Annotated in this window: 20 protein-coding genes; 11 read left to right on the plus strand and 9 right to left on the minus strand. The window is 44.4% G+C overall.

All coding sequences use genetic code 11. The annotated features are described in order from the left end of the window. Positions 1–87 precede the first annotated feature (87 nt). Both surE and ilvY read right to left on the minus strand, forming a co-directional pair. Positions 88–831: a 5'/3'-nucleotidase SurE gene (surE, locus tag FCL46_RS25560; RefSeq protein ID WP_136809310.1), complete on the minus strand. Its 744-nt coding sequence runs from the start codon at positions 829–831 to the stop codon at positions 88–90. A gap of 55 nt (positions 832–886) precedes the next feature. Further along, positions 887–1783: an HTH-type transcriptional activator IlvY gene (ilvY, locus tag FCL46_RS25565; protein ID WP_136809311.1), complete on the minus strand. Its 897-nt coding sequence runs from the start codon at positions 1781–1783 to the stop codon at positions 887–889. 204 nt (positions 1784–1987) lie between these two features. Between ilvY and ilvC the strand changes: the two genes are divergently transcribed. The 4 genes from ilvC (at position 1988) to FCL46_RS25585 (ending at position 6396) form a co-directional block, all read left to right on the plus strand. Then, on the plus strand, positions 1988–3460 hold the full coding sequence (ilvC, locus tag FCL46_RS25570; protein WP_136809312.1) for a ketol-acid reductoisomerase: 1473 nt from the start codon (positions 1988–1990) through the stop codon (positions 3458–3460). Between the two features lie 435 nt (positions 3461–3895). Then, the gene (locus tag FCL46_RS28535; protein ID WP_136809313.1) at positions 3896–4213 is read left to right on the plus strand and encodes a ComEA family DNA-binding protein; all 318 of its coding nucleotides are present in this window, start codon (positions 3896–3898) and stop codon (positions 4211–4213) included. 345 nt (positions 4214–4558) lie between these two features. Beyond that, on the plus strand, positions 4559–5029 hold the full coding sequence (locus FCL46_RS25580) for a CBS domain-containing protein (protein ID WP_136809314.1): 471 nt from the start codon (positions 4559–4561) through the stop codon (positions 5027–5029). A 2-nt stretch (positions 5030–5031) separates the two neighbouring features. After that, a complete protein-coding gene (locus tag FCL46_RS25585; protein ID WP_136809315.1) occupies positions 5032–6396 on the plus strand; it encodes an ArsB/NhaD family transporter in 1365 nt (454 codons plus the stop codon). 51 nt (positions 6397–6447) lie between these two features. Here FCL46_RS25585 and FCL46_RS25590 read toward each other — a convergent pair whose 3' ends face one another. Together FCL46_RS25590 and FCL46_RS25595 are read right to left on the minus strand one after the other, a co-directional pair. Then, a complete protein-coding gene (locus FCL46_RS25590) occupies positions 6448–6840 on the minus strand; it encodes a rhodanese-related (seleno)protein (RefSeq protein WP_263577240.1) in 393 nt (130 codons plus the stop codon). Continuing rightward, positions 6837–8117, minus strand: coding sequence for a hypothetical protein (locus FCL46_RS25595; protein WP_136809317.1), 1281 nt, complete (start codon positions 8115–8117; stop codon positions 6837–6839). Before FCL46_RS25595 ends, FCL46_RS25590 begins: the two co-directional genes overlap by 4 nt. A 234-nt stretch (positions 8118–8351) precedes the next feature. Here FCL46_RS25595 and FCL46_RS25600 point away from each other — a divergent pair, with 234 nt between their 5' ends. Then, positions 8352–8888: an acyloxyacyl hydrolase gene (locus FCL46_RS25600; RefSeq protein ID WP_136809318.1), complete on the plus strand. Its 537-nt coding sequence runs from the start codon at positions 8352–8354 to the stop codon at positions 8886–8888. Between the two features lie 21 nt (positions 8889–8909). Here the strand turns inward: FCL46_RS25600 and FCL46_RS25605 are convergent, their stop codons facing one another. Together FCL46_RS25605 and FCL46_RS25610 are read right to left on the minus strand one after the other, a co-directional pair. Further along, on the minus strand, positions 8910–9398 hold the full coding sequence (locus FCL46_RS25605; RefSeq protein ID WP_136809319.1) for a GNAT family N-acetyltransferase: 489 nt from the start codon (positions 9396–9398) through the stop codon (positions 8910–8912). Positions 9399–9601: 203 nt separating this feature from the next. Continuing rightward, on the minus strand, positions 9602–10045 hold the full coding sequence (locus FCL46_RS25610; RefSeq protein ID WP_136809320.1) for a universal stress protein: 444 nt from the start codon (positions 10043–10045) through the stop codon (positions 9602–9604). A 947-nt stretch (positions 10046–10992) separates the two neighbouring features. Here FCL46_RS25610 and FCL46_RS25615 point away from each other — a divergent pair. Next, positions 10993–11991, plus strand: a complete 999-nt coding sequence (locus tag FCL46_RS25615; RefSeq protein ID WP_136809321.1) for a vitamin K epoxide reductase family protein — start codon at positions 10993–10995, stop codon at positions 11989–11991. Between the two features lie 131 nt (positions 11992–12122). On the opposite strand, the gene FCL46_RS25620 is transcribed toward FCL46_RS25615, so the two are convergent. Further along, entirely contained in the window at positions 12123–12407 is a 285-nt protein-coding gene (locus tag FCL46_RS25620; RefSeq protein WP_136809322.1) for a hypothetical protein, read from the minus strand. Between the two features lie 747 nt (positions 12408–13154). On the opposite strand from FCL46_RS25620, the gene FCL46_RS25625 reads away from it, so the two are divergent. Genes FCL46_RS25625 through FCL46_RS25640 form a run of 4 tightly spaced genes read left to right on the plus strand, consistent with a single transcriptional unit; the run spans position 13155 to position 17007 of the window. After that, on the plus strand, positions 13155–13562 hold the full coding sequence (locus FCL46_RS25625) for a 4Fe-4S dicluster domain-containing protein (RefSeq protein ID WP_217909521.1): 408 nt from the start codon (positions 13155–13157) through the stop codon (positions 13560–13562). Between the two features lie 8 nt (positions 13563–13570). Further along, positions 13571–14455, plus strand: coding sequence for a CoB--CoM heterodisulfide reductase iron-sulfur subunit B family protein (locus tag FCL46_RS25630; protein ID WP_136809324.1), 885 nt, complete (start codon positions 13571–13573; stop codon positions 14453–14455). 50 nt (positions 14456–14505) lie between these two features. Further along, positions 14506–15288 (plus strand): 2Fe-2S iron-sulfur cluster binding domain-containing protein, encoded by a 783-nt coding sequence (locus FCL46_RS25635; RefSeq protein ID WP_136809325.1) that lies wholly within the window; start codon positions 14506–14508, stop codon positions 15286–15288. Positions 15289–15330: 42 nt separating this feature from the next. Beyond that, entirely contained in the window at positions 15331–17007 is a 1677-nt protein-coding gene (locus FCL46_RS25640) for an FAD-binding protein (protein ID WP_136809326.1), read from the plus strand. Positions 17008–17144: 137 nt separating this feature from the next. Here the strand turns inward: FCL46_RS25640 and FCL46_RS25645 are convergent, their stop codons facing one another. Further along, complete coding sequence (locus FCL46_RS25645) at positions 17145–17354, minus strand: rubredoxin (protein WP_136809327.1); 210 nt, start codon at positions 17352–17354, stop codon at positions 17145–17147. Positions 17355–18925: 1571 nt separating this feature from the next. Between FCL46_RS25645 and FCL46_RS25650 the strand changes: the two genes are divergently transcribed. Beyond that, positions 18926–21565 (plus strand): hybrid sensor histidine kinase/response regulator, encoded by a 2640-nt coding sequence (locus FCL46_RS25650; protein ID WP_136809328.1) that lies wholly within the window; start codon positions 18926–18928, stop codon positions 21563–21565. Positions 21566–21651: 86 nt separating this feature from the next. Here the strand turns inward: FCL46_RS25650 and FCL46_RS25655 are convergent, their stop codons facing one another. After that, positions 21652–22047 (minus strand): GatB/YqeY domain-containing protein, encoded by a 396-nt coding sequence (locus FCL46_RS25655; protein WP_136809329.1) that lies wholly within the window; start codon positions 22045–22047, stop codon positions 21652–21654. Positions 22048–22241 lie beyond the last annotated feature (194 nt).

Consider the following 22241-nt stretch of genomic DNA (forward strand, 5'->3'; position numbering starts at 1 on the left):
ATTGTTTTAATATTCGCTATTGAATTACGGTTGTGAAATTCAATAGCGTGGTCCGGGCAGTTGAAATCGTTACTGTCGTGCGGCCTTTTAATCAAGTTCCCACTCTTTTTTAAGATGATTCAGTCCTGAATGATTGGTCAGATCCAGATGGATTGGCGTAATTGATACATAGCCATCGTGGATTGCATGAACATCTGTATCTTCATTGGCATCTCTGACCGGAGTTCCGCCTCCGATCCAGTATCGCTTTCTTCCCCACGGATCCTCGGTTTCCTGAATAGCATTTTCCCATAATCGTCTGCCCTGACGTGTTATACGGATCCCCTTTGGGTGCAGTAGTGGCGGCACGTTCATGTTGATGAGTGTATTGTGCGGAAGAACATCATCAAGAATTCTGGCGGCCATTTTTTTAGAGAGTTCTCCGGCTACAGTAAAATCATACGGTGCCTCTCCTGCCAGTGAAACTGCCATCGATGGTATTCCGTAAATGGTTCCTTCCTTGGCAGCTGAAACTGTTCCTGAGTAAGAAATGTCATCGCCGATATTTGGGCCTGCATTGATCCCGGATACTAAAAGGTCAGGCCTGATATCAAGAACTTTGCCGAGTGCCAGTATTACACAGTCTGTAGGAGTACCGTCCACTGTGTAAGTGTCTTCGGCAATTTCTCTGACATGAAGAGGCCTGCTCATGGTGAGCGAGTGTGAGACAGCAGAGTTGTCTCTATCAGGTGCCACAACGATTATACGACCAAGCGGTGCCAGAGTTTGGCGAAGAGTTTGTATTCCCTGGCTGTGGATGCCGTCATCATTGGTAACAAGTATTGTGGTCATAATGTGATCCTTGTTGATCGGAAAAAACAGGTCGAGACATGATTGGGGTCAGTGCTTATATAGATTGTACATCATAAGCTTCCCTGGTTGCTATATCCCAGAATGCGGCAATAACCGGATTGCGTCTATTTTTTTGTGCTGTACATATGCCAACGGAGAATGGTTTCAGTTTCGGTGAAACATCCAGTATCGTGACCTGCTCTTTGAGGACACTCTGGTCAAGTACGAGTTTAGGTACGACACCGACTCCGCACCCCATGCCAACCATGGCGATTATCGCTTCGTTCCCAGCCACTTGTGAGTAGATATTGGGTTCTATAGATTTTTTTTCAAACCAGCGATCAACCCGGTCCCGGCCAAGACCACGTTCCGGGACTATTATTGGTGTGCGGCGCCAGTTGATATCGATCCCGTTATAGGTGATTGTCCGGGGATGATTGTCCGGAGCAATGAATATGAGAGGTGTTTTTATCAGTTCTATGAAATCGAGACCTTCAGGCTGTTGATCGGGTAAAGCTGCGACAGATATATCCGCTTCACCATTATATATTTTATAGAGTGCCTTGGCTGCATCTCCTGTCTGCAGATGAAGGAAAACGTCGGGGTGTTCCTTCCGAAATCTGTTGAATATTGCAGGGAGAATAGAAAGAATTGCAGTAACCGAGCAGTAGAGGGAGAGTTCACCCTGTAGTGTGTCGTTACGCGAGAGAGAGTTTTGCAACTCACTCCAGCGATTGATGACTTCTTCAGCGTATTCTCTGAAAACGACTCCGGAAGGGCTGAGGGAGACCGAGCGTTTGTCACGGTGAAAGAGTTCGTGACCAAGTTCGTTTTCAAGGCGCTGCATAGCTCTGGTCAGACCTGAAGGAGTGATGTTGCAGGCCTGGCTGGTACGACCGAAATGGAGAGTTCCTGCAAGGTGCCGAAAAAGTTTAAGTTCTCTGATATTCATGGTATTAGGGAAACCGTAGCAAGGCTGGCCACTGTAACTCAGTGATTTGCCATTTTTTCAACAGGGGTGCGTGTATTGCGATATATGCAACACTGTATCACGAACAAATCACTTGACGCAATAGAGTATTCTCAATATATGACGTCTAATGCCGAAAACGCGCAGTTTGTTCATTAAGGAAAATCTTACATCAGGGAGATAGAGATGGGTGAAAATTATTTCAATACCCTGCCGCTTCGTCGGCAGCTTGAAGAGCTTTCCCAGTGCCGCTTTATGGATGCTTCAGAATTTGATGGAGTTGAGGTTCTGAAAGGAAAGAAGGTTGTCATTGTAGGTTGTGGTGCACAGGGCTTGAACCAGGGATTGAATCTTCGTGACAGCGGTCTTGATGTCTCCTACGCTCTGCGCGAAGTTGCAGTGACTGAAAAACGTCAGTCCTGGAAAAATGCCACAGAAAATGATTTTGTTGTAGGTTCTTACGAAGAATTGATTCCTCAGGCTGACCTGGTTATCAATCTTACTCCGGACAAACAGCATACAAATGTTGTTGCAGCGGTCATGCCGCTTATGAAAGAAGGTGCCTGTCTTTCTTACTCTCACGGTTTTAATATCGTTGAAGAGGGTATGAAGATCAGAGACGACCTTACTGTTGTTATGGTAGCTCCTAAAGGACCAGGCACCGAGGTTCGCGAAGAGTATAAGCGCGGATTCGGTATCCCTACCCTGATAGCTGTTCATGGTGAGAATGATCCAAAGGGCGAAGGTTGGGATATTGCTAAAGCATATTGCTGTGCAACCGGTGGTGACCGTGCTGGCGTCCTGCAGTCGTCGTTTGTCGCAGAAGTAAAATCTGATCTTATGGGCGAGCAGACAATTCTCTGCGGAATGCTTCAGGCAGGTTCTCTTGTTCTTTTTGACAAGATGGTAGAGAAAGGCATGGACGCCGGATATGCTTCCAAGCTGGTTCAGTATGGTTGGGAAGTTACCACAGAGGCGCTTAAGCACGGTGGTATCACCAACATGATGGACCGTCTTTCCAATCCTGCAAAAATTAAAGCTTTCCAGCTTGCAGAAGAGTTGAAAGGAATTCTCCTTCCTCTTTTTGAGAAGCATATGGATGACATCATGTCAGGCCATTTTTCCAGAACCATGATGGAAGACTGGGCAAATGATGACGTTAATCTGCTTGGATGGCGTCAGGAGTCCCTTGAGTCCGCTTTTGAGAAAACACCAAATGCTGATGTTGAGATTCCTGAGCAGGATTACTTTGATAAAGGTATCCTGATGATCGCCATGGTTAAAGCCGGTGTTGAGATGGCATTTGACGTTATGGTTTCTGCTGGTATCAAGGAAGAGTCTGCATACTATGAGTCATTGCATGAGACTCCGCTTATTGCAAATACCATTGCACGCAAGAAACTCTACGAGATGAACGTTGTTATCTCTGATACAGCTGAGTATGGCAACTACCTGTTTGCTAATGCAGCCAAGCCATTGCTTCAGGAGTTCATGAAGAATATCGATCTTGATGTTGTTGGTAAAGGTCTTGAGAATGCAGGCAATGGAGTTGATAATATTGAACTGATCAGTGTAAACGAAGCGATCCGATACACCGCTGTTGAAGTGATCGGAGAAGAGTTGCGTTCTTACATGGGAGCTATGAAAGCTATCATCTAACTTAGAAGATACTACCTGGTTTTCATTCGAAAACTATCTAGCTCACGCACTATATTAAGACCCCGAAAGATAAAGATATCTGTCGGGGTCTTTTTTTTTTTCAAAAAAAAAATAAAAAAAGGCGTAAATGTAATTTTGTACGATAAACGTAAGAGCCTGTTGATAGGCTGGAACAAGATTAAGCAAGAAGAGCGACAGACCAGTGCGGGGCCACAACCAGACAATGTCTTTTTGGCCGGTTACTCGGGGGGATGTATTGTAACTGACTGAACTGACGCATCGGGGGGTGAAAGTTTGGGTGAATTGATGTTTGATCAATGGCCTCCGCCTGCTGTCCTCTCTTGCTTTTTCTTTTCTCCTGGCCAGGAAATCACTGTATGTGCAGATAGTCATTTAAAGCATTAATCGAACCAGAGATTTTATTAGGAGAAATACATGAAAAGAGTATGTTTGTTGATTGCTGTTGTTTTTACTTTTATGGCAGGGTTTGTAGGGGTTCCAGCAGAAAGTTTTGCCAAGTCGACGCAAAGTGAGAATACTGCAAATCAAGTGCTTTCAGGTCCCGTTGATATTAATACCGCTGATGAGGCTATACTCAGTTCATTACCAGGAATAGGTCCGAAGACAGCAGAGGCGATTACTGATTACAGAAAACAGCATGGTAATTTCAAATCGGTTGACGATCTGCAGCAGGTAAAAGGAATAGGCACCGTGAAACTCGCAAAGCTTAAGCCTTTTTTGAAAAAGATTTAACTGTATTATCTCTCGAAGTACCTCTCTTCTTTATTACGGCAGGTGTTGCCCACACCTGCCGTTTTTTTGTTTATTGCCAGGGGCAATCCATTATTTCCTATTTCAGATATTTCCGGTATCGTTGATCTTTTCAGGGGACCTGATTGCTATTTGAACTAAATAGAAAGCACACTGTATTAGTTGGTGCTCATGTTCAGTCAGATTGGATAGGCGAAAATCTGTTTTCATTTGTCTTTCCAATGCAATTGGCCTAGGCTGAAAAAAAGTTTTCCGAATATTTTACAACGTATCCATGTGCTAGGGTTGTGTGGTGAATATATAAAGAACGCAAAAGGGGAGTGTGACATGCAGGTGAAAGAGCTGATGCAGCCTGTGGTAAAAAACTGGTTACAGCCGGAGTTGACATTGCATGAAGCCGTATGCGCCATTCGAAAGGCACAGCGGGAGGGTGTTTTTTCAAACGGAATGGTTGTTTTGGAGGATGGTGTTAAACTCGTCGGGATTGTTTCAATAAAGGATATTATTCGGACGGTTATCCCGTCGTACATGGAGAATAATCTTCGCGAATTTACCTGGGACGGAATGCTGGAGGAGCACGTGCAAAAAGCACGTGAGGTTAAGGTGTCTGATATCATGTCAAAAAATGTACTGACAATCAGCCCGAATGCTTCACTTATGCGATGTGCAGATTTGATGATAGATCATTATCTCCAGCAGTTACCTGTCGTTGATGATTCAGGCCGTGTTCTGGGAATAATCCATATACATGATCTCTATATCAGGATTGCTGATCTGATGTGTGCGGATGAGGAGTAATCATGGAACCAACAGCAGCCGGCGCAGCCTTTCCTATAGATTCGACATTTTGGATAGCTATTGGGATTTTTTCATTTGCTCTGATTATCATAATGTCGGAAAAGATTCACAAGACGGTTGTGGCGATCTTTGGTGCATCGTTGGTACTGGTATTAAAAATACTGGATCAGCATGAAGCATTTCATCTTGAGGAATTTGGTGTTGACTGGAATGTAATATTTTTGCTGGTTGGGATGATGATTATCATCAGTCTGATCAGACCCACAGGGATGTTTGAGTATATAGCTATCCGCAGTGCTAAACTTGGTCGCGGTGAGCCTTTACGGATAATGATAATATTTGCTGTGATTACTGCTATTCTTTCTGCGCTTCTTGATAACGTTACAACTGTACTGCTGCTGGCACCTGTCACTTTACTTATTGCAGAAGCTCTTCAGGTTGATGCTGTACCCTTTCTGATAGTTGAGGCGCTGGCATCCAACATCGGGGGAACAGCCACCCTGATCGGTGATCCTCCTAACATAATGATCGCCTCAAAAGCCAAGTTGAGTTTTGTGGATTTCGTTATCCATCTTACGCCTATTATCTTTGTCATTATGGTGGTCTTCCTACTTATCGTTAAGATAGTTTTCGGAAAGAAATTACAGACAAAAGATGAGTTGAAAAAGCGTATTATGGGAATGCGGGAGGAAGAAGCTATTAAAGATCCTGTAATGTTAAAAAAATCACTTTTTGTACTGGCAGTGGTTTTGGTTGGTTTCGTCTTTCATGGGGTATTCCATTATGAGCCGGCTACAGTTGCCCTTTTTGGTGCTGGGTTATTGCTTCTGCTTTCGAAAACATCTGAGCCTCACAGGGTGCTTGCTGAAGTTGAATGGCCGGTAATTTTCTTTTTTATAGGGCTGTTTGTAATGGTAGGCGGGTTGGTTAAGGTGGGGGCCATAAAAATGATGTCTACCGAGGTGCTTAATCTCACGGAAGGCAATATGATGGCAACCTCCATGCTTATTATGTGGTTCTCAGCAGTTGCCTCGGCAGTGGTTGATAACATCCCCTACGTGGCAACAATGAATCCTCTGATAATTGACATGGCACGGGAGTTATGGCCAAATCTCGCGGGGAATGAGTTGCTTCATCATCCGGACCTCATGCCTGTATGGTGGTCGCTTGCTCTTGGAGCTTGTCTTGGCGGTAATGGTTCTCCTATTGGTGCATCTGCAAACGTTATAGTTGTCGGAATGGCCGAAAAAGCAGGTTGTCGGATCAGCTTTCTACGGTTTATGGCCTATGGTGTTCCCATAACTATTGTGACAGTATTTTTGTCGATGATTTATGTGTTGCTTAGATATTACGTGCTTGGCTGGTAATGAAGCCCGGACAGGATGATCCGAAGATATCCTGTCCGCTTGTAATGCAGATTATTTGGATTCAACTGGGTATTTGTTTCGATACCAGGCGCGCCAGCCTCCTTTTAAGGCGTGAACATCTGTGTACCCTTTTGCTATAAGTTTTTGTGCCAGACCGGCACTTGTTGCTTCGCTGGGTCAAGCGCAATAGAGGACAATTTTCTTGTCCTTAGGATATTTATCACCCCACTCTGAGAACTCTCCGTAATTTGAACGAATCGCCCCTGGAATCTTGAATTCACTGGTACTCCAGTCCCGGCCTGTTCGAACATCAAGAATGATGACATCCTCAGACCCCAGCAGAGGTTTAAGTTCCTCTATGTTCATTAAGCCGACAGATCCGGCGAAAGCGGGTGAAAGTGTAAGGCAGAATGCTGCTACAAGCAGGACCGCAATTCTTTTCATGATTGACCTCCTGTTTTTTTGACGGTTGGGTAGGTTATCTCGTATGCAGGTCTTTTCCAGAGCCAGAAAGCCGATAAGCCGGCAGATGCTGCAATGATCGAGAGTAAAAAACGGATGATGAGGGCTGATTGCTCATTGGCAATAATAAGATACAGGGCACTGATAGAGTAAATACTTCCTAGAACGAGCCCTCTGCGAATGCCTGAAGCACTGACTTCGTATAGAATTTTTGAGGCCGCTATGCACAGCAGTCCTATAAACAGCAGCCAAAGTATGAGTGATGCCTGAATGTATGTTTCAAGAATATCATGTCCTGCCAGGCCACCCATTAAGAACGCACCTATTATTACTGATAATAGAACAACAAATCTCCTTCGTTTGAGTTTTCCAGGTGGGTGTCCGGGAAGGAGATTGCGTTTAGAGAGATCAGCCAAAGCTGTGAGGGCAAGAAGGAAAAAGCCATTAACAGCCGCACATACTCCACTGATTATGGCTGCTCCCATCAGGTATCTTCCCGGTTCTCCCAGAATCTCTCTGGCTGTGAGCATATATGGAATAGTTGATTGGGCGAGTTTTTCGGCATCGACGTATTGCAACGAGAGCATTGACCAGAAGAGCAACAAAAAAAAGCAGAAAAATACTGCTGCAAGTGCTGGAACCCGTGAATCATTTTCCTGATCAGGAGTAGCGAAATCAAATCCAAGAAAAAACATCAGAGAGCCTGCCAGAACCGGAAGGGAAAATGTAAACCCGACGTCAACCGAGATGGGTGTGGAGCTTGCAGATCCACCAAGGCCAGCCAGGCAGAGTATAGCAATTGATAGTAGTACGACGACTAAAAAGAGTGGCTGGGCCATACGTGCGAATCGTTCGCCCGCGAGATGGAGCAGGCAGACGATAGCAAGTAATACAAAGGCAAAACCGAAATTCGGGAACCAGTAAAGGAAAATTTCGTTAAACGCGAACCCACCAGTGACCAGCAGACCCGTGGGTATAAGCAGAACCAGGCTGATTCGGCAGGCAAGTATAATTGTCATGGCTGGGAGTTTGCCTAACCCTTCTATGAGCAATCCTGTCTGAGAGCAATTGCCATTGTTGCGTAATCGGGGATGTCGAATTAACGAGACAGCCAAAGCTGAGATTAAGGCGGAGATGGCGATCGCTGCCAGAAAGAGGGTACGGGTTTCAGCAATGCCGTTGCCCAGACGTACCAGAACTTCTGGGGATAGCATCCAGCATAAACTAAAACTTACAGCAATAAAAAACGGCCAGGTCATGAACCCTCCCATTGTGTGACATAAGGTTATGCAAGTGAGAGACTGATTAATATGAGAATATTCCCAAAATAATTACATCACTTCCATATAACAAGGCTTATGCAAGGAATTATGTAAATGCAGAAGCTTATACGAGCCCTTGTAATGAAAATTCTTGACAATGGTTAGCGGTTTGCGAGACGATTAATGAAGGAGAAAACCAGTTAACATGCTGACAATACAGAGGAGAGTTCTATGATTTGCCTGCGGCGCATGGTGGTGGTTGTTCTTTGCATTTCTTTTAGCTGTATATATTCAAATGCTATGGCAGCATCGTTGTCAGACGTTGCGCTTGGAGTACGGGTAGCCACAAATATTGATGACGAAGACTTCACTCAGTATGAAGTGTTTGGCGCCGTCCCTTTGCCATGGAGGTCACATCTTTCAAATGGCTGGGAGTTTGAAACCATGCTTGACCTGAGTATAGGGGTGATGGAGGCCGAAAATGATACTGGTGGAAAATTTACTGCCGCTGTTGATGCATTATTCTATTCGCCGGATCGAACGTTATCACTCGTTGCTGCTATGGGGATTGGCGTGATGACCAGGGAGGTCTATGACGGGGTTGACTTTGCTGGTCCTGTTTTCTTTCGATTTCAAGGTGGACTCAACTATTGGCTCAATCAATCGTTTAGTGTCGGCTATCGATTTCTTCATGAATCAAATGGATCTATGTATGATAAAAACCCAAGCCTGAATATGCACCAGTTTGAGATGAGGGTCCATTTTTAAGCGTTTTTCTCTCTCCGCCTCTTATTTCGGGTGCAGCATCATAATGTGGGGAATACCGTCTTCGTCGTATGGTTCTGAGATCGCCTGAAAACCAAGATCAATATACAATTCAGACAGGTATAGTTGTGCTGATATTTTTATCGGCAGGTTGGGATGTTGTGTTTTTATAAAACCGATAGCTTGAGCCATTAACTCACGACCGAGCCCTTTTCCACGAATTGTCTGTGTTGTCAGAAGACGGCCAATGGCAGGTTCGGTAAATTTTCTGCCAGGAGGAATGACGCGCAGGTATCCGGCAAGTTCTGATGGTGTGTGTTTCAGATGTGCGAGTAAGTGGTACGCATGTTGATCAAGGCCGTCTGCATCAAGATAAGGGCAGTTCTGCTCGACAATAAACACCTGCTGACGTAATTGGAGCAAGCTGTAGACATCCTCTTTTTCCAGTTGTTCGAAAGTATACCACGTAAATACGATGTCCTGTAATCTCTGCAAGGTGCTGTTCGTGTTCATACGGATGATCTCAGCCTGTGTTTTGCGTCGTTACGCTGAATTATACGAAAAAATACATGATACCACAGAGGACTTCTTGTCGCGAGATCAGCTTCTGTTGGATAGAAATAATACAGCGGGAGAATTGGCACATGTGACCACAGAAACACCGGCAGCTAAGCTGAAGCTGCCGGAAGATGTGGTCTGAGTTGGAAGGATGGGGTTTATTTATACGGGTTCATCGTGAGCGTCGGACAGTGAGCTCGCTTCAGGACCCGCTCCGCTACACTTCCCAGAAGAATTTTTTCCAGTCCTTTGGCGCCGTGAGTACCAATAATGATCAGGCCAGCCTGTTCCTCCTGAGCATATTTCACAATGGTATCGACAATTTCACCTTTGTAGACAATGCCACTGATATTCTCATATTTAGCTCTATTGTCATCCAACAGGTTATTCATCACCTCTTTGGCGCGTTGAACCCGCTCCTGGTTAATTGTTTCAAGAGAAGGACTGCCGAGCATCATGTCTCCACTGGCGTAAAACTCAGTAACATGGATGAACCGTAATTGAGCGCCCATTTTCTTTGCCATGTAGATGGCAAAATCAGCCACTTTTTGCGTATGCTGCTCCAGGTCTACAGGGACAACGATTTTTGTGATTTCCTGCATGGCTCTCCTCCTTGACAAAGAGTAATTGGGTTGTGACACACCGTATAGATACACCGTGGTAAACTAGGAGGCTGTCCGACAATGGCCTTTCGAAGTCTACGCTATCTGCCTAATCTCTTCGGAATTTTCAAAAAATAATGCTCGCAATATCATCTATATGGCTGTGCGTATTTTTTGAAAATGTCTCGATTTTAACCAAAATTCCTATTGTCGGACACCCTCCTAGGATATGTTGCGTCATATGACACTCTGCCTATATGTTGTATTATACGCTTTTATCTTTCTTGAATAAAGGCGGATTATGCAGTGTTTCTTCGTGAATTAATCGTGTCTTCAACTGCTTGGTGAGTTATTTTAATGCTTTCAGATTGTTAGGGTCTTTTTTTGAGAATATTCCGTTAACTTTACGTTCTGAAGCTGTCAATTTTTCTTATGTCTGTGTTACGCCATAACATCAATTCTGGTAAGCGGTGAAGGGATAGGGGATGCCCGTTACATGGCGGTGGTTAATATTCTTACATGGAGTGGGCTTGATTAAAATACATGATGATTGGATGTGGATGAGGTAATGGCATTGATTTATAGAAAGTATATAGAGTGAGCCTGTATTCGAAGCTTCAAATATCGTGAAAAATAAGGAATATTACTTGCTTCATCCTTCAATTATACGATATAGAAATACAGCTGACGTGAAAACATGCTTTCCTTTCCAGGCGGTCAGGTATAGAGAAAAATATCTTCGCTTTGTGTTGACCGGGTTTATTTTATTCTGGTCAAAAAATACTTTTTTAATCAGCCGACAAGGTAAATGATGTACGCAATCATTTTTAGGTTATAATAAATCAGGGTAAAAAATTTCTGATATTATGATGTGTGCGGAATGTTTATCTATGCAGATATCTTTCGTAATTGTAACCATTTATTAACTTTCACTTCTGTTTATCGCTATGTTGTATCAGTCAAAAACGTCTCTGGAACCCATTCCTCCTGCAATTAATCTACTTCTACTTCTTTCTCTTGGTGGTGCCCTGATCACAGCCGTTCAGGCCCTTCTTGTCGTGATAAAGGGTGATATTCTTTGTCTCAATGAAGGATGTAAGGTTGTGGAGAGTCTTACTACTGTGCCTCCTCTGGCTTTTAACCTTGCAGGTTTTATTTATTTTTTTGTTATATTCAGATTGTTGCATCTCGGGAAAAACAAAGATAGGGGCTGGTTGAAATGGGCACGGCTGTTCCTTTTGTGTGGAATGGCTGTCGAGGGAGTGCTTGTTTGTTTTCAATATTATGTTGCAGAAGTATTTTGTTCGTATTGCCTGATAATACTCTCAATTGTTGTGTTGTTGAATATAATGCTGGGGATTCGGCAGATTGTTGCTGCTTTAGCACTTTTCTCAGCAGTAGTAGTTGCATTTTCAAGCCTGGAGTTTTCCCCTCGTAGTGAGTCCGGTGAAGTGGTTCTGGAGGAGGGTATCTATGGGCATCTTGAGAAAGACACTTCAGCCCCAGAACTATACCTGTTTTTCTCATCTACCTGCCCTCACTGTGAAGAGGTAATTGAGACAATTGGCCCTGATTTCACATGTAGTCTTAATTTTAACCCTGTTGACACCCTGAAAGAATCGCCGATAGCTGACTTGATCCGTCAAGATGGTTACTCGCCGCTTGCAAATCGCCGATTTTTAAAGAATCTTGGGATCAATGAGATTCCTGTGTTAACCATTAAAGAGCCGGGTGAGATACGGACGCTTAAGGGTAAACAGAAGATTATCGAATATCTTGACAATACCTGTAGAAGTGAAGGGGGGGGGCCTGATCAGACTTCTGATTTTTCAGGTGAAAGTAGCCAGGTGCCAGGTTTTCAGTTCCAGATTCCTGGTGTTCAGGATGAAGGATGCAAGGTTGATGTTGATTGTGAGGAGCCTCTGCCTGAAAATAATCAGCAGTAAGACTGTGTTGATGAACTGGAGCAGAAAATAGTCTGCAGATAATGATGCTATCTGCGCTTTAAGAAAGTAAAAAAGGCGCCTGGATCACAATGATCCAGGCGCCTTTTTGTATTTTGGTGATGAAATTCAGCTTAACTTAGCAGGGCGTCTATCTCTTCTTGTGTAAGCAGTGAACGAAACCCGTTATTGCGCCGTTCATAGATCCGCTGTTCAAGGCCTTTACGCCTGTCTACCCCAATCCTGCCTTTGGTTATGGATCGTATCCACGCTGTAAATGTACGTTTCTTCGTCCGACCATTTCTTGGATCTTCTCTTCGCTCGACGCTATTTCTTCTGTCAGGTGTTTTCCGTCTGCAGCTGTTTGGCTTTCTGCGCTCTACATCGTTCCAGATTGGCGGGCTGATTCGTGCATTCATAATATCAGTCGTTGGCTGTAGTTCAAATTGCCCTGGTGAGCATGGTTAATCATAAACGGCAATGTATGCGATACGTTACATAATATTGTAATTCATGTAAACAATATTGGCTAAATACCTCGTAATTACAGGTGGAAAGCTTTTGCTCATGCGAACCGGTGTGGCTGGGATTGTAAGTGATAACAATAGCATATCAATATGTTGTGGGGTAATGTGTTGCTGTACGTGTTTAACCCATTCGGAACAAAAGAGGGTGACACGAAGTATTGAGAAATTCAAGGTGGTGCGATGTCATGCATGATCTGGATTTTATTGCCGGTTACAGAGCCTGTTTGAAATGAACCACCGGTAACTCGATTGTGATAGTTGGGGAGTGATTTGAAGGAAAGATCTGAGTACTGTTCCACTTAAGAATGAGGGCTCATTCAGTTGATACAGTCTAACTATATGATATAGTGCATTTTAAACGATGTTGAATTGTGATTCGTAATCTGTTAATACTAATACGTCAAAATGGTCTAATGTTTAGACTGGTCTGTCTCTTGCTTCCTGGTCGAAGTCTAAAAGTGCTTTTTGAGAGCAGTGTGTCTTGCTAAAGTTACGGGACCAACAATCAGGAACATCATACATGGGCCAACACCATGTAAATACGGTGCGTTCACCTGTTCTGATGGTGTATCAAGGTGCTGACGCTGTCTGCTAATGCTATCGGGGATAGAAACTCTGTTTCCGGAAAAGAGAAGGGAAATGACATTGAAGATGAATGCAGGGACTCTGTCAGTGGAGTCGATCAAAAAACTGAATGAGCTGAGCGGGGAAAATGTAAAGCTCTGTATGCAATGTGCGACATGTAGCGGTATGTGTCCCATGACAGAAGAGATGGATTACGGTCCTCGCAGGGTGATGCATATGGCACAGTTTGGCCTACAGGACAAGCTGGCCGAAATCAACACCTACTGGAAATGTGCATCGTGTCATGCCTGTACTGTTAAATGCCCTCGCGGAATTGATATCGCCAAGGTGATGGAGGCATTACGACAGCAGACACTGCGAACAGGCAAAAATAAAATTGAGCCTTCACAAATGTCGGCCGAAACCATAGCGGATCTTCCGCAGATCGCCATGGTCGCCGGATTCAGAAAATTGACCAGCTAAGGAGAGCAATGAAGATCAGTTACTATCCAGGTTGTACCCTGAAGACCAAAGCCAAAAATCTGGATAAGGCAGCAGTTGCTTCTCTGGAAGCACTTGGAGTTGAAGTCGAAGAAATCGACAAATGGAACTGCTGTGGCGCTGTCTATTCACTGACAGCGGATGACCTTATCCATATGGTTGGGCCGGTACGCAACCTTATTCGGGCAAAAGAGCAGGGTGCCGACAAACTCGTGACCCTTTGTTCCATGTGCTATAACACCCTGGCACGTGCAAATCAGCTGATGCGTGAAGATGAAGTGAAGCGTGATACTATCAATCGCTTTATGGATGACGAGATCGATTACGCAGGTGAAGTCGAGGTTGTACATTACCTCACTTTTCTCGAAGAGCAGGTCGGCTGGGAGAAGATTAAAGAGCAGGTGAAATCACCGCTTACTGATCTCAAAGTCGGAGCATATTACGGATGTACATTGCAGCGTCCTGCTGATGTCGGTATCGAACCATTCGGTAGTTATGAACTCATGAGTGGCATGCTGGAAGCACTGGGAGCAACCGTTGTTCCTTTCGCTGCCGCAGATAAATGTTGCGGTTCGTACCAGATACTTGGAGCCGAGGCTGGAGAAAACAGTGCTGCTGCGAACATTCTGAATACCGCTGCTGGTGAAGGTATCGAGGCAATTGCTTCAAGCTGTCCGCTCTGTGAGTACAATCTCGGAAAACAGCAGAAGCAGATGCTTGCCAAAGAGAAAATTACTACCACAATCCCGACCTACTACTTTACTCAGCTCCTGGCAGTCGCATTAGGTCTTGATGAGGAAGTCTGTCATTTTGAACTCAATGATGACATGAGTCTGGAAATGTTAAAGAGCAGGAACTGCCTGGCCGCTGCTTAGGTGGGCCTTGAATATATAGACTATATTTCGCGAGTAAATGGAGAACAACCATGTGTGAGATTTCGAAAACACCCAAAGTAGCGACAGGGGATCGTGCAATTTTACCTGAAGGTGCTAAAACGATTCCGATTTATGTAATGGGCAAGCAGTATCAGGTACCCGAGACACTGACCATAATGAAAGCAATGGAGTTTGCAGGCTTTCGCTTTCTTCGTGGCGCTGGTTGCCGTGGTGGTATTTGTGGCGCATGTCCTACAGTGTTTCGTATGGCCGGTGACTACAAATTGCATTTTGGCCTGGCCTGTCAAACGGTTGTCGAAGCAGATATGTATCTGGCTCAGATTCCGTTTTTCCCTGCAAACAGGGCAACGTACAATTTTGCAGAAATGGGGCAGGCAGCTGACGCGATCCATGCCCTCTATCCTGAACTGTTTCGCTGTGTAGCCTGTAACCTCTGTACCAAGGCATGTCCGATGGATGTGGATGTTCTTGGTTATGTTTCTGCGCTTAAGCAGGGCAATATTGAGAAAGCTGCGAGAATATCTTTTGACTGTATTCAGTGTGGTCTCTGCGCAAGTCGCTGTATGGGTGAAATCCCTCAGTATCATGTTGCTCAGCTGGCTCGTCGTGTATTCGCACGTTACATCCAGCCACAGGCTGAACATCTGAAAAACCGGGTGACCGACATTGAAGCGGGCAAGTTTGATCCTATGCTCGATGAATTAAGTGGAATGTCCAAAGAGGATCTTGAGAAGCGTTATGTAGCTCGTGAGCGTGAACCGGATATGGCTGAAGCCGGATCCTGGGCGCCACAAGACACAAGTCATCTTTAATAACCATTCTATCGATCATCCGGGAAGAAGGAGTATATAATCATGGGATACACACCCGAATTAAAAGAACTGATTAAACGAGTAGAAGCTACCCGCCCAGAGCGTGTGGCCATGGCCCGTAGAAGCGAGCACTTTCCTGCTCTCAGTATGGCCGAACGCGAAGAAGTCCTTGGCAAACATCATCCTGATTATCAAGAAGACGCCAAGAGAGAAGTGCTGGTAGGCCCGAATAAAGGCGACATATTCCAGGAAGGCGTTGCTAACCTGCTTATGTCAAAATCTATTGTTCGTCCTGGTCTTGTTGATCTCAGCAAGGTTGACCTTGAGACCGATGTTTTAGTAATTGGTGGTGGTGGTGCAGGTACCTCAGCGGCGATTATGGCAGCGGAAGGCGGCTGCAATGTAATTATTGCCAATAAACTGCGTCATGGTGACTCAAACACTATTATGGCTGAAGGTGGAATTCAGGCGGCAACTCAGGAAGTCGATTCTCCATACTATCATTTTCTCGATACCATTGGTGGCGGGCATTTTACAAATCAGCGTGACCTGGTAGCTGCTCTGGCAAAAGACGCACCGCTTTCTATCTCGTGGCTTGAGAGCCTCGGCATGATGTTCAACAAGCACGAGGACGGCCGCACAGTTGTTCGCCATTGCGGTGGTTCTTCGAGAAAACGTCTGCAGTCTGCCGGTGATATGACAGGTGCAGAGATCATGCGTGTTGTTCGTGATGAAGCCCGTAACCGTGCAGATAAGATTACCATCTTAGAGTTTGCACCGGTGATCGAGTTGCTGCTTGATAGCGAGGGCAAGTGTGCCGGTGGTATCCTGTTCAACATGGAGACCAAAGAATTCACAATTGTTAAGGCAAAAGCTGTAGTTATGGCAACCGGTGGTTTTGGTCGTCTGCATGTCAAAGGTTTTGCTACAACAAACCATTACGGCGCGACCATGGACGGTGTTGTCATGGCATACCGTGCAGGTATCGGCAATAAATCACTGCACTCCACCCAGTACCATCCAACAGGAGTTGCCTACCCAGAGCAGAATGTCGGTTTGTTGATCACAGAGAAGGTTCGCGGGCTCGGTGCTCATGTTCTTAACGTGAATGGTGAGCAGTTTTGTTTCCCTCTTGAGCCGCGTGACGTTGAATCTGCAGAGCTTATTCAGGAAGCAATGGAAAAAGGCCTTGGCATCATGACCCCGACCGGTCGTGTAGGACTCTGGCTTGATTCCCCAATGATTGAAGAACTGCATGGTCCTGGTAGTGTTCGTAAAGAATTACCTGCCAAGTTTATTCAGTTTGAGCGTCATGGTATCGATATCAGTAAAGAGCCGATGCTTGTTTACCCGACTCTGCATTATCAAAATGGTGGCATCAACGTTAACGGTGATTCAGAGACTCAGCTTCCAGGACTCTACGGTGCCGGTGAGGTAATCGGTGGTGTTCATGGCGAAAACCGCCTGATGGGTAATAGTCTGCAGGATATCATCACCTTTGGTCGTCGTGCGGGAATCGGTGCGGCCAAATATGTTCAGGGTGGTGTTGATATTAAAGACCTCAGTCTTGATCATGTAGTGAAGTTTGAGCAGGAGCTTGCTGATGCAGGTATTGAGAACCCGGTGGTTGCCCCGATTATTCTTCCGGATTACTCAACTGACGAAGTGGCTGAACGCCGCTGGCCCGAGGCTTTGACCGAAGGTACCCCGGGCGTCTAGATTTTTGAGGGCCCTGTTAAGCACTATGGCAGGGCTATGAAAAACTAGTGAATCATTCTCCTCCCTACCGAAGGCCACTGTTGGCATGCAGTGGCCTTCACTCTTTTCAGCCTTAATTCCCAGGATGTGTAATCCGCTCAGATTCCATCCGCAAGCACTGAGCCAGGGCCGGCGAGTGGTCTAAAGCTTTTTTTGCTAGCCTGGCAGAATGGGCAGGACCAGTCATCTGGGAGATCTTCGAATTTTGTTCCCGGAGGGGTGTCCGTTTTGGGCTCGCCTTTATCGGGGTCGTAAACATAACCGCAATTCGGGATCTGACACTGATACATATCTTTAGGTAAAGCCATAGTGGTCTCCTGATGAATAATGTATATGCGTATCTGCGTTGTATCGACCATACTGCAACAGCAATAATGTTATACCGGTAACTTATCATGTTAGCGAGTCCGATTCCAACCTCTTTTGTTTTTTTTTAATGCACTGGTGTGGCAGGTACTGATTAGTAGGAACCTGAACTCAATTGCTGGTGCGATACAGGTGATTGAAAATGGCCATATGGATATGGGCAGAATGCAGTCTGAAAAAACAGATTTAATCTATCTGGTCTGAATAGCGTGTTTTGTTTGATATATCCGTGTATGTGTTCGAAACTCTGTGTAAATGTTAGGTCTATTTCGGGAGTAATGATGAAGCCTGAATATTCAGGCCATAGGACTTCCGCTGCAGGTGAGTGTGTGAATATCGGGAAGGGTGATTGTCGCCTCGCAACTATTTGTAGAAACGTGGTTTCTTAATTCTCTTTTATACTTTTCTATAGATATGTCTGATAATTCAGACTTGATTCTAGGATGGCCTATTTCAGACGATCCGGAATGTATAAATCGTAAAAATGTAACAATATAACAAGGTGGTACGGGTTTTTTTAACTGCTTGTGCGAGCCTGTTAACCTGCTGCGGTTAGAATTGAGGTGGCACAATAATCCGAATTTGCAGATTAGATATGTGGAAAGGATCATTTTTTCGAGCCTGTTTAGAGGCGTTAATTGGTAAATGGTGCTAATCGGATGTGCAAAACCGAAAATAATAAAAAAAAATTCTAGTTATAAGATATGTCTGAGTTCGGTTAAGTTACCGATAAACTGACATTTGTTTTGGAGTTTGTCAACCGGTGCTGGAGTGGAGTGATTTTTATTAAACTCTAAAATGATAATGTGGCACATCGCTTGCTATATAAGGGCATACAGCATGAGAAGATGCATACTGTATAGATGTTATCGAAGCCAGGTTAGTCAAGCTATAGCCTTATTGTATTGGTGGGGTGCAGAAACAGGTTACAGCTTGGCCAACCAGGTTTTTCTTTCATTTTCGACCGGTCCTGGAATATTAAGGTACGGTGTTATATGTATGCCAACCTCCTCGGAAACGTATAACATGAAGGTGAAATCCTCCAGAGAAAGCAAAAGATTCCGTGCTGGAACGGGCAAATTATCTGGCAGCTTGGTCCGCCTGGATTCTTTTGCTTTCTTTGGTCGTAGTTTTTTTCCCCTTTTCCTATCTTTTTCATTTCTTTTCGCACGATCTTCCCAAAGCAAATAAACTAATCGTATATCGAAAAATAGTTGTGTTTGCAGTTTTTGTATCCAAAATAAAAGCAATCCTCTCACTTGCCCGTCATACCTCTTTCTGCTACGATTTTACATAGTGGCTGATGCCCTTTTGTGTAATTTGCTCGTCTATCCGGTTTTCATCCGAAAAGTACCAACTGACTCAAGATCAGCATTGTGTGTTCAATATTTTATTGTCGTTCACCCGAGGATAAATATTTGAGAGCAATGAAGAGTTAGATGGAAAGCACCGTTTTCAGAAGGGAACTCTCTATAACTCTATCAGGTGAATATCTGCTCTATTGAGATTGTGAATGAAATATATGCGTACGTTAAGCGGTATTGTTATGGGTGTTCTTCTCCTGTTGTTATCAGGTAGTGTATCGGTGGGAACTGAGGGTGAAAATCTGGAAGAGATCCGTCACGTACTTCTTCTTAATTCATATGATCAGCGCATGACATGGGTAGCCGACATCGTAAGAGGTGTTGAAGAGGTTTTGCAACCCGATAAGAATAACCTGGATCTTCATATAGAGAATATGGATACAAAGGTTTTTCACAGTCCTGAGTATTACCGGCAATTTTTCGAATACCTCAAGGTTAAATACGCTAACATTCATTTGTCGCTTATCCTCTCTTCAGACAATAATGCTTTTGATTTTTTGAGAAAATATAAGGGCGTTCTGTTTCCTGATGTCCCAGTTTCATTTTGCGGAGTAAACGACTTTCATCCAAATCAGCTTGAGGGACAGAATGATTTTACAGGGGTTGCAGAAATATTCTCTGCCAGAAAAACGGTTGATCTTGCTTTAAGTCTTCACCCTGAAACGACTGAGCTATATGTCATCAATGATTACCTTATTACAGGGCGTGCTTGGTCTAACAACATTGAAAAGGATCTCAAGGGAATCTCCCCAAAGGTACATATACGTCATTCCGAAAACGTTTCAATTTCTGAGCTGATGCAGGAAATCTCAAATTTGCCTCCAACCGCTCTGGTGTTATTCGGTGTGTACTTCTCCGACCGGGATGGGAGGTATTATACCTACGAGAAGATAGGTGCCATGCTTTCTGCGTCAAGCAACGTCCCAGTCTATTGTCTGCTTGAGTTTAATATCGGAAAGGGTGTAGTAGGTGGCAGTGTGATAAGTGGTTTGTATCAGGGGAGGGAGATGGCTGAAACAGGACTGAAAATTCTGAATGGGGTTGCCCCCGCAGACATTCCGGTGAAGATGAAGGGCAGTAACAGGTTTATCTTTGATTATATCCAGCTGGAGCGATTTGGTATAAATGAAATATCTCTCCCGGCAGAGAGCTATATCATTAACAAGCCGTATTCGTCGTATGAAGAATATAAGGTACAGTTCTGGGTGGTCATTGTCTTTATACTCACTTTGCTGGCCACTGTGTTGTTTCTTTGCATAAATATGGTGAAAAGAATCAGAGCTGAGGCAGCCCTGAGAGATAGTGAAGAGCGTTTTAGGCAGCTTGCAAACGCATCGTGGGAAGCTGTTCTGATACATGAAAAGGGTGTGCTTTCACATGCCAATGAAATGTTTTTTGAGATGTTTGGTTACACTCCTGAGGAACTGGCTGGAGAACATATTGTTTCGGTAATCCTTGCAAAAGAGTCAGTTGGTGAGGTGCAGAATAGGATTGAGAACAGTTTGACAAGTTCTTACGAAGCTGTTGGGCGTCGAAAAAATGGCACCACCTTCCCCATTGAGGTGCATGTTCGAGAGGTCACGATTCAGGGCAGAGATGTTCGAATGTCTGCAATACGTGATCTCACGGAGCGGAAGATTATGGAGGCACGAATTGCCCAATCAGAGAAGATGGAGGCAATCGGTACGCTTGCAGGTGGGATTGCTCATGACTTTAATAATATTTTGTCAGCAATAATGGGATATTCAGAGCTTAGTCTGAGCCAACTCGAAGGGAATGAAAAAGTACGGTACAATATAGGTGAAGTCCTTCGGGCAGGACATCGGGCAAAAGATCTTGTTTTGCAGATCTTGACCTTTGCCCGCAAATCAAAAGAGGAAAAGCGACCTGTTCAGGCATCGCTTATAATCAAGGAAGCGCTCAAATTGTTGCGCGCTTCGCTCCCCAGCTCCATAGAGATACGTAATTCACTTTATTCAGATAGTTATGTGTTGAGTGATACGACCCAGATTCATCAGATTATGATGAATCTTTGCACAAATGCAGGCAAGGCCATGGGTGATGGCGGAGTTTTGGAGATCGAACTGAGTGAAGTTGAGTTGGATTCTGTACTGATTACATCCATGCATCTTGATGTTGAACCTGGAAGGTTTCTTCGATTAACGGTGAAAGATAGCGGAGTCGGTATTCCTGAAGAGTTGCAGGTGAAAATATTTGATCCATTTTTTACTACCAGATCCAAAAGTCAAGGGACCGGACTGGGGCTCTCTGTGGTTCATGGCATTGTTAAGGATTGCAGGGGCGCAATCACTGTAGAAAGTGAAGTCGGGAAAGGCAGTGTTTTTACAGTATACCTGCCAACAATAGAACCGGATGTAGATACGCGTGCAACAGTTGCTGATGAGTTGCTGCCAACAGGCAATGAATCGATAATGTTTGTTGATGATGAACCGGCAATAGTGGATATGGCAGAAAAAGTACTCACCAATCTTGGTTATACAGTTTCAGGATATACAAGCAGTTCTGAAGCGTTGCTGGCCTTTGCAAGAAACTCTGAAAAATATGATCTGGTTATTACTGATATGACGATGCCGCATATGAATGGAGATAGATTCGCACGAGAGCTCCTGGCTCTTAAGGCAGACATTCCAATTATTATATGTACCGGTTTCAGCGAACAGATTACAGAAGAAGAGGCGCTGAAAATGGGGATCAGCAGCTATATAATGAAGCCGGTGGTGATGAAGACACTGGCCATTACAGTTCGTAATGCTCTGGGTAAGATATGAGTGGAGAAATATCAATAGAACCTTCACCCGCAGAGTATTTTCTGTAGGTGAAGTGTCTGGCTAAAGCGTATGTTTTTTCAGAAGTGTTACAGGGATTGAAGAATATTTTTCACGATGTTTCCATCAGCGCTGCTGCCGAAATGAGCCATGATTGGTTTCATAGCCTGCATTTTATTGCCGAATTGGGAAAAGTCGACATTGTCGCTAATCCAGTTGCGGATATCTTCTTCACTTGCCTGTTGTGGCAGATATCCTTCAAGAATTGCAATGTATTCCTCATCTCCCGTTCCTCCGGCTGCGATGAGTTCCCGCTCTGATTTTATCAGCTTTTTGATAATGCCGATTACTTTATCATCGTCCAGTTCTTTTTCAGGCTGGCGTTGGAACTCGCCGATGAGAATACGGATAACACCAGTCCGGGCAGTGTCTTTACTTAACATCGATGTCTTTAGGCCACTCTTGATAGTTTCCTGTAAGCTCATATCTTTTTCCTAGTTGATTAGTTGCATGTATATAAAAAAATCTGGTTAGACAGCGGAAATTGTACTCTTTGCAGGTTTGCGGGTCAATTTCAAACATGGTATCAAAGTCAACTTACAATAAATAGCATAAATATCCTGACAGGTAAGGGCAAAATATCCTTGGTAACAGATTGCTAAAAAAATAGGGCAATGTG

This window comes from Desulfosediminicola flagellatus (assembly GCF_005116655.2).
Classification (GTDB): domain Bacteria; phylum Desulfobacterota; class Desulfobulbia; order Desulfobulbales; family Desulfocapsaceae; genus Desulfopila; species Desulfopila flagellata.